8 protein-coding genes and 1 pseudogene are annotated in these 12,790 nt (G+C 48.2%); 4 read left to right on the top strand and 5 right to left on the bottom strand.

Features of this window, described 5'->3' with window-relative positions; translation table 11 throughout:
- Positions 1-25: 25 nt before the first annotated feature.
- Both CHB92_RS06810 and CHB92_RS06805 read right to left on the bottom strand, forming a co-directional pair.
- Positions 26-1,348 (bottom strand): hypothetical protein, encoded by a 1,323-nt coding sequence (locus CHB92_RS06810; protein ID WP_245842356.1) that lies wholly within the window; start codon positions 1,346-1,348, stop codon positions 26-28.
- A gap of 116 nt (positions 1,349-1,464) precedes the next feature.
- Positions 1,465-2,348 (bottom strand): annotated as a pseudogene (locus tag CHB92_RS06805) (hydroxypyruvate isomerase family protein).
- A 131-nt stretch (positions 2,349-2,479) separates the two neighbouring features.
- Here CHB92_RS06805 and CHB92_RS06800 point away from each other — a divergent pair.
- The 4 genes from CHB92_RS06800 to CHB92_RS06785 all read left to right on the top strand — a co-directional run bounded on the left by CHB92_RS06800 (position 2,480) and on the right by CHB92_RS06785 (position 7,044).
- Entirely contained in the window at positions 2,480-2,722 is a 243-nt protein-coding gene (locus CHB92_RS06800; RefSeq protein ID WP_089318445.1) for a hypothetical protein, read from the top strand.
- Positions 2,723-3,529: 807 nt separating this feature from the next.
- Positions 3,530-4,534, top strand: a complete 1,005-nt coding sequence (locus CHB92_RS06795) for a formylglycine-generating enzyme family protein (RefSeq protein ID WP_089318444.1) — start codon at positions 3,530-3,532, stop codon at positions 4,532-4,534.
- A gap of 36 nt (positions 4,535-4,570) precedes the next feature.
- A complete protein-coding gene (locus tag CHB92_RS06790; RefSeq protein WP_089318443.1) occupies positions 4,571-5,890 on the top strand; it encodes a Gfo/Idh/MocA family protein in 1,320 nt (439 codons plus the stop codon).
- Positions 5,891-6,042: 152 nt separating this feature from the next.
- Positions 6,043-7,044, top strand: coding sequence for an FAD:protein FMN transferase (locus CHB92_RS06785; protein ID WP_089318442.1), 1,002 nt, complete (start codon positions 6,043-6,045; stop codon positions 7,042-7,044).
- Positions 7,045-7,164: 120 nt separating this feature from the next.
- On the opposite strand, the gene CHB92_RS06780 is transcribed toward CHB92_RS06785, so the two are convergent.
- The 3 genes from CHB92_RS06780 to CHB92_RS06770 all read right to left on the bottom strand — a co-directional run bounded on the left by CHB92_RS06780 (position 7,165) and on the right by CHB92_RS06770 (position 12,268).
- A complete protein-coding gene (locus CHB92_RS06780; RefSeq protein ID WP_089318441.1) occupies positions 7,165-8,094 on the bottom strand; it encodes a hydroxypyruvate isomerase family protein in 930 nt (309 codons plus the stop codon).
- Between the two features lie 115 nt (positions 8,095-8,209).
- On the bottom strand, positions 8,210-9,094 hold the full coding sequence (locus CHB92_RS06775) for a hydroxypyruvate isomerase family protein (protein ID WP_089318440.1): 885 nt from the start codon (positions 9,092-9,094) through the stop codon (positions 8,210-8,212).
- A gap of 48 nt (positions 9,095-9,142) precedes the next feature.
- Positions 9,143-12,268 carry a PVC-type heme-binding CxxCH protein gene (locus CHB92_RS06770; protein ID WP_089318439.1) on the bottom strand — a complete coding sequence of 1,042 codons (3,126 nt, stop codon included), beginning with the start codon at positions 12,266-12,268 and terminating at the stop codon, positions 9,143-9,145.
- Positions 12,269-12,790: the final 522 nt, after the last annotated feature.

Here is a 12,790-nt window from a genome sequence, read left to right as displayed (position 1 = left end):
AGGCTTTTTAAACAGAAGTGCCCCCCTACTCCTGTAACATAGAGGCCGTATGCGGGTTGGAGAGTAACTCTCGGAACACCTCCCAGCGCTTCTCCGGATTGTCTGCCGTACCTCCATTTGCTTCTACATAAGCTTTTACCAGCTCCTGCCCCAGGTTATAGTTGATTACATAGCTCCTGTAGCGATCCATAAAGCGGGTGCGTTGCAGGGCTTTTTCTTTCTCGTAGAAGTTATATTTCACTAAAAGGTCAGCAGCTTCCTCCCGGCTTATCTTACCGTTCCGGTACAAGCGGGCTACTTCGTTTCCTGCAAAATTCAGCTGGTTAATTTTGTCCAGCACTTGGTAGTACTGTTCTGCTTCTGATGGATCCAGTCCCGCTAAGGGGAACAGCACCTCTTGTTCAAACTTAAGGCGCTCCGTAGCCGGGAAAGCCACGTCTACCCCGTAATTGGCGCTACCTTCGGCAATAAGAGATTGGGGACTGAACAGGGGGTAGATGGAAAACTCTTTCCACCCGCGCTTGTTTACAAGTTCCTGTTCCAGCAAGGTGTTAAACACATGATGCCCGGGATAGCCCTCATGCCCGGCCAGGTCTATGGCCCGTTCGATCCTAACAGGAAAATCTGTGTTGATCTGTATCAGACTGTAGCCATTTCCCTTAAAGTAATTGTAGCCCGACCAAGGCTTGTCCGTCACATACTCTACCCGGAAGTTCTCGTTTTCAGGCAGCTTGTAGTGCGCCTTGGTTCTTCGTCTTGCCTCCCCTATCGCTGCCTGGAAAACCGTGTCCAGCTTTTCTTTCGGAATCTCGAACCGGCGCTGGTACGCAGTCCAGCGTTCTGCCAAAGGGCCTTCGCCCGGCAGTTCTTCGTGGAGCATATTTAACAAAGAGTCAAAGTAAGCAAACTCATAATGCGGAGGATTGGCATCATACAGCAGCCGTGCCTCTTTGTCGAAGGACAGCTCTTTGCCCTGCATCATTTCCACTTTTGTGATGGCAGCCAAAACCTGCTTTTGGAACATAACCAAGCGTTGCTTTTCCTGCTTGGGCAAGCCGGTAGTATCCTGATTAGCTAGCCCCTGCTGTATCAGACGCAGCTCCCGCAGAAACTTCTCACCTGGCAACGAGTCAGCCGCTGGCGTTGTAGGCCGCCATTCCTCAGGCCCGTAATAGGCATCCACTATATCATTGTCGTACTGCCCCAGGCGCAAAATCGTCTTAACATAACGCTCGGCTAACATATCAACGGTCTCTACCTGACTGCTCTCTTCTACTGTAGGGGCACAAGCCCAAATAAGAGTGATGCTAAGTAGGGTGAAGATGGCCCTGAAATAATCTACTTTCATGCGGATACTGGCTTTTTTAGCAATATAAGCCTGTTTCCTGTAAAAGGCTATGCAAGTTGGTTTAAAGACCGAAGAACAAGTATACCAACTGTTAGGAAGACAAAGTCAAAGAGCCTCTATGCAAAGCTGTCTGTTTCTCTGTAAGCTTTGATCAGAGCCAGTTCTCCTTCCTTTCCTTTATTAGCCACCCCGTGCTCCATGCCCATAACGCCCTGATAGCCTTTTTCATAAATGTGCTTGAACACGTTCCTGTAGTTGATCTCACCCGTGGTAGGCTCATTTCTGCCTGGGTTATCCCCAATCTGGATATAAGCGATTTCATCCCACACCCTATCCATGTTCACAAGGAGGTTTCCCTCATTTCGCTGCATATGATAGATGTCGTACAGGATTTTGCAGGAAGGGCTGTCGACAGCCTTGCACAGGTTGTAGGTCTGGTCTGAGTTCCGAAGAAAGAGATCGGGCGTGTCGCTGAGTGGCTCCAACACCATAACCAGCCCATGAGGCTCAAAGATCTCGGCCCCTTTGCGCAGCGCGTCAGTTACGTTGGCTGTCTGTAAGCCAACAGGGAGATTTCGCTCGTAAAAACCGGGTACTACCGTCATCCACTTCGCATTGCAGCGCTTCGCCACCTCTACGGACTGCCGACAGGTACAAATTTATCCCTTAACTCCTGCTTCCCTGTCGTTAGAGATGTCTTCCAGTTATCGCCGCCATCGATCACAAACACCCCTATCTGCATGCCCAACTTGTTGAGCAGGTCCCCTATCTGCTGTTGTTCAGCCGGGCTTCGGTTCAGCATGCCGTTGTCCTCAATAGCCCGAAAACCCTGATCATGCATGAAGCGGATCTGATCCAGAAAATCCTTGCCGCCAAAGTTGGAAAACATTCCCTCATGCGGCGCATAGTTCAGGTTAAATGTTTTCCTAGCCTTATCGATAGCAGCAGCGCCTCCTGCAAAGGCTGAAGCACCGGTAGAAAAAGCCAGGCCGGCCAACAGGCTTTTATAACGCTAACTGGGGTACTAGCTAGCGTAAATCAGTATTACACCTAAACAAGAAGGTTAAGGATTAGATAGATATAATAGCTTTTATTTCTATCTAATCCTTAACCTTTTGCATTCTATTATAGATGATCAAAAGTACTGGAAGTATTCTGCGCCACAGACGACTTTGCCTGGAGGTGAATGAATACTTTTCCTCCCATCCACTATTCGGAGGCCTGGAGCTGGCCAGGCAGGCACTGCTACATGCTTTCCTGCTAGCCCACTACCGCTCCGGCCTCTCAAAAAGAAGTGGCCACTACTACATCGACTCCGAGAACCTGCCCGTCTGTGACAACAGGCGCATCCATCAGTACAAGGTAAGGTCTTAGTGAAACTGGCCTCCTGCAGCAGGGGCACGACCGGCTGGTTCTTACGCCTCAAGCTGCATTGTCATAAACCAGTAAAGGCAGCTTGGCCGCTTCCTCATCACTCCGGCCAACGTGGCCGACAATAACCACAGGGTGCTCTCCTTCCTACTCAAGGGGCTGCATCGAAGCTGTCAGTGACATCCTGATGACGGTTTATGACATCGACCACACCCGCCATAGGAATTCTCTAAACGCACTGGTGCAGATCTTCTCCGGTCTTACCGCCTACACCTTCCTAATCAGGACAGCTGCTGCTTTAAACCGGCCAAGGTACATGCATGGTTCCCGAGTTCACGTTCGTATAAACTTACTTCTTCTCATATGTTATTAGGACTTAAAAAAGGTAGCGATACTCAACTCCTGTGCCTACTAGCGATGTTTATACGCGTTACTGTTTAGAATGCTCGATGCTACAAAATGAGAGAAAACTTTGAAGGCTATCTATCATGGATTTCAGTGTATACTGCTAATCAAAGAGATAACTGCAGCAGCATCTTGAATATTTCTAGTAGTATTCCTTGCTATATTTAAGAATTATATTAAAATTTATATAGAAGAGTAAAACGTGACCGTATTACTCTTATGCCTCTAAACACAGAGCTGTTTCACCGCTAAGCAGAAGACTCTCAGAACAAAGTGAAATGCCTCTTAAACTACCATATTTATTGTAGTTAGTCTGGCGATCGTTCTTCAAAACAGACTAAATGGAAGAGTTGCAGGCTCTTCTACAAATAACCGAATGATAAAATAGAAACATCTGTGACTGGAATGAACATTCTAAACTGCTCTTGTAAAGCACTCTTAACCGGACTCGTTGTATTACCCCTTACACTAAACGCTGCGTACTCCCAGCAACTCAATGGTGAACAGAGCTATACTCAGGAAATTGCAGGCACTAACCTGAAGTTTGATATGGTGGCTGTTTCTGGAGGGGAATTTATTATGGGTAGCCCAGCAGGTGAAGAGGGTAGAGAGGAAGATGAGGGGCCTCAGCACCTGGTAAAAGTCAGTCCCTTCTGGATAGGCAAACACGAAGTAACGTGGGACATTTTTGAACTGTTCGTTTACAAAGATTATGAAATTACCCAAAGTAATGGCTCTGTGAGTGCAGAAGTAGATGCCGTCACGCGGCCCACAAAGCCTTACTTGGATATGACTTTTGGTATGGGTAAAGAAAGTCACCCTGCTGTCGGAATGACCCAATACGCAGCCATTCAGTTCTGCAAGTGGCTGTATACCAGAACGGGCATCTTCTACCGGTTACCAACTGAAGCAGAATGGGAGTATGCCAGCAGAGCAGGCACAACGACGGCATTTTCCTTTGGTGATGACACAGCCGGACTTGAGGAGTACGCGTGGTACCAGGCTAACAGCGATAAGGAGACACACCCGGTCGGAAGCAAAAAGCCGAATGCATGGGGGCTTTATGACATGCACGGCAATGTAGCCGAGTGGACTATGGACCAATACATACCAGATTATTATAAAAGATTTAAAAACAAAGCAATAAGCAACCCTGTCGCTATACCCGAAAAGTTATACCCACATGTCATTAGAGGTGGCTCATTCGAAGATGAAACAGCTGCACTCCGTTCTGCCAACAGACAGGGCTCAGACCCAAGATGGAAGAGGATCGACCCGCAGATACCCAAGAGTAACTGGTGGTTTCCAGAAGCGCCCTTCGTTGGTCTCCGGCTCGTACGCCCCGTAACCCCGCCATCTAAGGCTGAAATAGAGGCTTATTACAACCAGAAGCCAACACCTGACTATTGAATCAAATTAACGCTAAACCCTAAATCCTAAAACAGCATGAAAGACTTTGACTCAAGTAAGCGAAGAGAGTTCTTAAAAGCATCTGCCATACTTGCTGGTGGAGCAGTACTGAGTAGCCTTCCCTTTGCAGGCGCCTATGCAGCCGGAAAAGGTACTATTAAGATTGCCCTAGTAGGTTGTGGCGGCCGAGGTACAGGAGCAGCTTTCCAAGCTTTGGCAACAAAGAATGACGTAAAATTAGTTGCCATGGCTGATGCGTTTCGTGACCGATTGGACGACAGTTACAACAGCCTATTCGGGAAGTTTGGAAAAGCTAAGGTCTATGTCCCTGAAAGCAAGAAGTTTGTAGGGTTTGACGGGTACAAACAAGCTATAGCCGAAGCGGATGTCGTGCTGCTCGCTACGCCTCCGGGTTTCAGGCCTATCCATTTTGAGGAGGCCGTGAAACGAAACAAGCACGTGTTTATGGAAAAACCTGTTGCGACAGATTCGCCGGGTATCCGTAAAGTTTTGGCCGCTGCTGAAGAGGCGAAGCAAAAGAAACTAAATGTAGTGGTGGGCTTACAGCGTCGTTACCAAAATAATTACCGTGAGACAATCAAGCGCATAGAGGATGGGGCTATAGGTGATGTGATTTCAGGGCAGGTTTATTGGAACAGCGGCGGCGTATGGGTTCGTCCCCGAGAAGCCAACCAAACTGAGATGGAATACCAAATGCGAAACTGGTACTACTTCAATTGGCTCTGTGGAGACCATATTACCGAGCAACACGTGCACAACATAGACGTCGCCAACTGGGTGAAGAACAGCTACCCGGTTTCAGCACAGGGAACAGGAAGCCGTTACCAGCGAACAGGGAAAGAGTACGGGGAAATCTTCGACAATCACACAGTAGAGTTCTTATATGCAGATGGGTCCGTGGTCCAAAGCCAATGCCGCCACTATGAGGGCACCAAAAACCGGGTAGATGAAAGCTTCCAAGGGACAAAGGGTAGAGTGTACCTTTCTGCAAACAATGACGGAAAGCTATGGGATTACAAAGGGAACACCTTGTATAACCATGCCGGCAAAAACGACCCTAATCCCTACCAAGCCGAGCATGATGAACTATTCGCTGCCATAGAGGCAGGCGAGTATAAGTTTGCCGATGCTGAGCGCGCTGCAATGAGTACCATGACATCACTCTTAGGCCGGTACGCTACCTACTCCGGACAGGAAATAAAGTGGGAGGATGCCTTGAACTCTAATATAAGTCTTATGCCAGAGACTTTTGCCTGGGATGCAAAGCCTAAAGTACTGCCGGATGCCAATGGGTTTTATCCTGTTCCAATGCCAGGTAAAACAAAAGTAATCTAGTAAAACACTGTTTTATTACTATAAGAGGTTGCTACGGAAACAACAGCTGTCGAGACGGCTTAGTGGATAGAGCAACCTCTTTTATACTTGTAGTGCAGGAGCCTTTTCATCTTATCAACAGATACTCATTAAGGAATTACTTTGTCTGAACTATGCGACTCTTACTGCTCTGCCTCTTCACTCTGCTCCCTTTCGTTTTCAACAAGGCAGATTTACGACAATTCAGGATCAGGGGCTTTGCACAGGGAACAAGCTATCAGATAACCTATTATGCGGAAGACAGCAGTATAACAAAGGCCGAGATAACTTATATCCTAGCTCAACTCGACAGTTCTCTTTCCATCTATAAACCTTACTCGCTCATAAACAAGTTCAACCGTTCCGAATCAGGACTAAAGGTAGATGGCTACCTACAAAATGTGGTCGAGAAAGCACTAGAGGTCTCAAACAAAACAGATGGGGCTTTCGACATCACCGTCCAACCCCTCGTTCAGGCTTGGGGATTTGGGGTTGAACCTATTGCGACGCTACCTGATTCAGCTTCTATTCAGGCCTTACTAAAGTGTGTAGGCACAGACAAAGTAAGCCTTAACAAGGAGTATCTGCAGAAAAGCACTCCTTGTGTCTGCATAGACGTTAATGGCATAGCCCAGGGTTATACTGTAGATGTGTTAGCAAATTCTATGGAGCAAAAAGGCATTAGGAATTACTTGATAGAGCTAGGTGGCGAAGTTCGGGTGAAAGGACGCAAACAGCCCAGCGGAAATCCAATGGCTATAGGCATTGAGGGACTTGTGGAAAATAATTCCAAGAATCCTTTCCCTATACAGAAAATTATCACATTAGAGGCTGGAGCAGTAACTTCCTCTGGCAACTACAGAAAGTTCTATCAAAGTGGCTCCAAAAAAATCTCACATTTAATAAATCCTAAAAGCGGTTACCCCTTAGACAACGAGTTGATAAGCGTGACTGTCTGGGCAGAAGACGCCATCACAGCCGATGCTTATGATAATGCTATAATGGGAATGGGACTGGAAAAAGCCTTCAGGTTCGTAAACAGGCAGAAAGAACTGGAGGCCTACTTCATTTACCGTAAAGCAGATGACTCAGTAGCGGATACTGCGACAAGCGGCTTCTACAAGTTGATGAAATAGAAAGATTCTAACAGAGCTGAAGTAGCAACAGTAAACAAGCAAATTCCTATGATAAGGTCAGGAGCTTGTTCACTGTTTTGCACAGCTGGCTCAGCTGTTTGTTAATCTAGTTGTTCTGATCTATACCTGCATAAAGTTATCAACCTCTCTATACGCTTTAATAAGGGCTACTTCTCCCTCTTTTCCTTTTCTGGCTTTACCATGCTCCATACCCATTACGCCTTTGTAACCTTTCTCATAAATGTGCTTGAACACGTTCTTGTAGTTAATCTCACCCGTGGTAGGCTCGTTCCTCCCAGGGTTATCCCCTATCTGTATGTAGGCGATCTCATCCCAAGTATGATTTAGGTTGTTGATGATATGTCCCTCATTCTTCTGCATGTGGTAAACATCAAACAAGAGTTTACAAGAGGGGCTGTTAACAGCTTTGCAGATCATATACGTCTGATCAGAAGTGCGCAGGAAAAGGTTAGGAGAATCACTGAGGGGCTCTAAAACCATTGTAATCCCGTGTGGCTCTAATATCTCTGCCCCCCTGCGTAAAGCCTCAATTACATGTGCTGTCTGAACGCCTATCGGCAAGTTCCTTTCAAAGTCGCCAGGAACAACAGTCACCCACTTCGCATTTACACGTTTGGCCACATCCACAGCTCGCTTGCACCCACTCAAAAAGATGTCAACATGTTCCTGCTTTCCTGCGGCAAGTGTGTTTTGGGAATTACCTCCTTTGTCAACTACAAATACGCCCATGGTCATGCCTAAACGGTCGAGTTCTTTTCCTATCCTCTCCTGTTCGCTTACCGGGCGTCCCATCATGCCATTATCCTCTAGGGCGGTGAAACCCTGATCCCGCATAAACCTGAGTTGCTTTATCAGGTCGTCTCCGGCTGACTCTTTAAACATGCCAAAGTGGGGGGCATAATTTAGATTAAAAGTACTGCCTGCTCTCTTACCGGCAGGATAGCTAGAGCTTCCTGCGAGCACGGAAGTTCCACCTGTAAGAGCGACAGCACCCAAAAGGCTGCTTTTTAGAAATTCACTTCTTCTCATATAAGTTAGTATTATAGATGCTGTCGCACTACCTGTTTACCTGATTAACTACAGCATCTGTGTTTTTTTACTTTAAGCTAATATGGCTTTGAGCTGCCTCAGACCTCTATACTGTCTACACATCACATGTTATAATGCTTTCCTTTAAAGACGCAAGCGGATTTCCTGACCTAGGAATAAACTCCTGCCCCACAAACCCCTTAAAGCCTGTATCAACTATGGCTTTCATAATGGCAGGGTAGTACAGCTCTTGCGTACTGTCGATCTCGTTACGACCAGGCACACCGGCAGTATGGTAATGCGAAATGTAAGGATGGTACTCTTTGATCGTGCTAATCACGTCTCCTTCCATGATCTGCATGTGGTAGATATCATAAAGCAATTTAAAGCGTTCCGAGCCGATCATCTTTGCCAGTTCTACCCCCCACTTCGTATGATCGCACTGATAGTCCTTGTGATTCACTTTGCTGTTGAGCAACTCCATCGACAGGGTTACCTTGTGCTTTTCGGCTGTCTTCATCAGGCGCTTTAGCCCTTTGGCACAGTTCTCCAGGCCCTCCTCATCGCTGATGCCGTTGCGGTTGCCCGAAAAACAGATCAGGTTGTCTAAGCCGGCATTAGCCACTTTCGGAATCATCGCCTCGTAACGCTCCACCAGCTCGTCGTGGTATTTAGGGTTATTGAAACCCTCTGTCAGGCTTTTCTCGGCGCCCCAAGCCATGGCACAGGTCAGGTCGTACTTCTTCAGCGTAGGCCACTCGTCGGGGCCAAGAAGCTCGATGGAGGACAGGCCTACTTCCTTAGCAGCCTTGCACAGCTCCTCCAGCGGTATGTCCTTGTAGCACCATTTACACACAGAGTGCTTCACCCTGCCTTTTAGTTTTACCTCCTTTACATCAGCTGCCCTTAACGGCTCTGGCAACAGCATAGCAGAGGTAAAAAGGGCTGCCCCACCAGCTAAATTCTTCAGGGCTGTGCGGCGTGTATGTTGGTCTTTCATATCCGTATTCTTTTTGAGTCTGGTCAAAGTCTTTTTCGTCAAAGTAGCTTACCTACTGGCAGAGCCTTTCTCTGTTGGCTTCTTAAGGGAGTACATGTATTCTACCAGGTCTACCAGGTCCTGTTCCGACATGGCCTGCTGTAAGTTGGATGGCATAAAGGAGTTCTCCATTTGTGTTTTAGAAGCAACCGCCGACTTATCATACCGGTTCTTAATGCCGCCCGGGCTCACTACCTCAATTTCGTTTTCTGTCTCGCTGGAGATAATACCTGCTGTGCCACTTCCGTCCTTCAATTTAATCAGATAGCCTTCATAGCCAAAGCTTATTCCGGCATCAGGATGTATGATAGACACATAAAGCGCGTCCTTTGTAAGTTTGCTGCCGATCTGCGTTAAGGCCGGGCCAAAGTTCGACCCTTCGCTCCCTACCTGATGGCAGGTACTGCACACCTGCTGGTACACTTGCTTGCCTTTGAGCACATCGCCACTCCGCATTACTAGTTCACCGATCGGTGGTAAAGGTTTTCCGCCTGTTGCATTGGCAACGTTTAGGTACTTAAGGGCCTCATCGCGTATGGCGGTGCGCATGGCTCCCGCCAGGGCTGAGGACGCGGCAGGTTCCATTTCTTTAGGCAGCTTGCCTTCCTTCACCACGTGCATCAGGCGCTCTTCTCCGTTCCAGCCTGTGCCCAATGCCTTCACGGCAACTTTCCGGGTGTCCATGTCGGCAGCCTTGTCCATCACAACTTCCTGAATCAGGTCCATGGACTCATTACTGTTTATACGTCCTAAAGCTCTAAGTACAGCTGCTGACCTGTCTTTATCTTTGCTCGTTACAGCCTTTTTCAGAAGACCAGCACCTCCCATATCAAACAGCAACCTGGCTGAAGCTACCCCAATACTGCTGTCGGGGTAAGCTACGGTAATGTTAAGCAGCTCCTCGTTTTGGTTCTTTAGCTTATAACGTCCCACCAAGTCAACAAATTCCTGTGTTCCCTTCATGGCTATCAGCGTTTCATCTAAAGCTGCCTTTAGCTTAGGGGTTTTAGGTAAAATAGCCGGGTTTATGTGGTTCAGCGCAATCTGCTTAACTTCCTGCTTATGCGGCCCCTGGTTTTCGAGAAGGGCAAGCAGGATACCTTCCTTGGCCGGATCTTGAATGAAGTCAAAAGCACGGAAGTACTTTGCGATGTCTGCCGATGTAGCGTTGGCATCCGAGATGTATTGGGCAAGATAAGGTAAGGCAAGGCCGGTTCTGGAACGCCAGACAATATCACGGTTAGCTTTACTTGTCAGATCTTTACCCACTTTTCCCTGATAGGCTACCAGGAACTTATCCCATTGCTCATCGGCCCCAATGCCCAGCGCCTCCAGGTACCAGCGATCCTGACCGTCGTACTGTTGTGCCAGCTCAGCCCATAGAGCAGGAGCCTCAGCCGACTTGTTGTGACGGAGGGCAATTGCCGCCTCACGTCGCACTTGGGGGCTTGGGTCCTTTACCAACTGCTTCACGTAAGGAATCACGTTCTCCTTTTCCTGTCGGGCAATGCGGAGCCCAGTGATTCGGATATCAGGATTCTCATCCTGGAGTGCCTCCCGGATGTACTGGTCGCTTTTGCCCTCGATCTTCGCCAGCAGCCATAGGGCTCTTGCCCTATAGCGTTCGTGGTCGGACTTCCACAGCGCTTGCAGGGCAGGCTCGGCCTTTTCCCCCCATGTGTTCAGCTTGTCCCAAGCCAGGTAGCGCGTAGCCAGGTTAGGGCTTTGTAGGGCTTTAACAGCTCCTTCCGGAGAAGACAGATCAAGTTTTGGTGTTTTGTAAGGTGTTGCAGGAGGCGCAATTCTGAAAATGCGTCCTCTGTTCAGGTCCGCCATCTGGTGCCCGCCCACGCCTGGATCGTACCAGTCAGCCACATAAATAGAGCCGTCTGGTGCTACACTTAAGTCGGAAGGGCGGAACCATTGGTCGCGCACGCCCTCTACCAAAGGTACTACCTCCGCTTTATAGCCTGCTCCGTCTTTTGTTACAGGGTAAGCTCTGACGGTATTAGGACCGGCATCCGTGTGAATCATTTGGTTGCGGTACCCTTCCGGCAGCAGCTCACCCTCATACACCACCATGCCTGTAGGCGATCCGGCCCCTGTCTGCAGCAGGTTTGGGATAGAACCAGGGTCGTTCTGGTGCCAGTGCTGTTTTGGGATTTCCTTTTCCATGTTCGTGCGGCGGGCTCTCCACCCGGCACCGGTCATTTCATCAGTATAGCCGTAGTTACCGAACTCCATCACGTAGTTAATGCGCACGCCCTGGTTCCCGTCGTCATCGTTGTCTGACTGCCATAGGGTACCATAAGAATCTACAGCTGCTTCATAATTATTGCGGAAGTTATGGGCCAGCACCTCGAACTCCGTACCATCCGGATTCACACGGAATATCATCCCCTGGCGGTAAGGCTTTCCGCTGTTGTTCACTACCTTACCATCCTTGTCAACTATAGGCTTTCCGTTGCGATCTAGTATCTGCTTGCCTTCGTTACCGAAGTTGAAGTACAGCTTGCCGTCCGGCCCAAAAGTGAAGGAGTGGATGGCGTGGTCGTGCTGCTCACCGCCTAAGCCCGTGTACAGCACCTCCTTCTTGTCTGCCACATCGTCCCCATCGGTATCTGTAAACAAGAACACATTCGGGCTACTTGATACGATTACTTTATCCCCCAGCACCGCCACGCCAAGGGCAGAATTAATGTCTGTACCCTGGTAAAACACCTTAGCAGTATCAGCGCGACCATCTGCATTCTGGTCTTCCAGGATCAGGATGCGGTCCCCCTCCTTTCGCTGCGGGTTGTTCGGGTTGAGCTCAGGGCGGTAGTTGTAGGCCTCACATACCCACACCCGGCCTTTTGCATCCACATCGATGTTAGTTGGGTTACCCATCATGGGTTCAGAGGCAAAAAGCTTCACTTCCAATCCCTCTGCTGCTTCCAGACCTAATACGGCATTCTCAGGGAGTCTTTTCTCTTCTTCTGTCAGCTTATCGTAGAGGGCATCCCGATCAGCTGCGGTTTGGGCAGGTTCTATCACGGCTGTCTGCTGTATGGCAGTAGGCTGTTGCGTGTTACTACAGGCCGACCAAGCCCACGCAGCCGCAAGAAAAGCTACTGAATAATGATGTCTTTTCATGGGTAAAGGTTTCATGTTAACGTCTTGCTATATAACCTTCGAAAGAAGTACTCCTGCTCAACAGTTCTTTCCCTTCCAGAGCAACTATCGAGTCCTGCAGCAGTGTGACTAGCTTACGCGGACGGTCGTTACGGACAAAGTGCACTCGAAAGCTACAGAGCAACACCCTAATTAGTTCTATATCTAGAGTTACCTAACCCGCCTAAGCTATATATTATAATATGTAGCTTAGGCAATAAGCTTTCGAAAATTACCGGTCTTAACAAGATAAAGACCTTCTTAAATATAAGTATTTAAAGTAAGAAAGCAATCACTTTTAGTGTTAGACTAGTAGAGCTTAACAGCCTACGTGAGACTAGCACCCCGCTTTGGTACATTATAAAATAACAGGGGAGTTCGCAGAACTTTCTGTGAATACCCTAGGCGTATCAGGAGAAAAGATAGCAGCTTTTTCATGTTACTTGAGTTTATAGGCCTTTACATCCTGCTGGTTCATGCCCACCAGCAGCGTGTTGCTCACCT

Origin of the sequence: Pontibacter ummariensis (genome assembly GCF_900188175.1) — a bacterium.
Classification (GTDB): Bacteria; Bacteroidota; Bacteroidia; order Cytophagales; family Hymenobacteraceae; genus Pontibacter; species Pontibacter ummariensis.
Note: the sequence above shows the minus strand (reverse complement) of the source record. Positions and strands in the feature narration are given on the sequence as shown.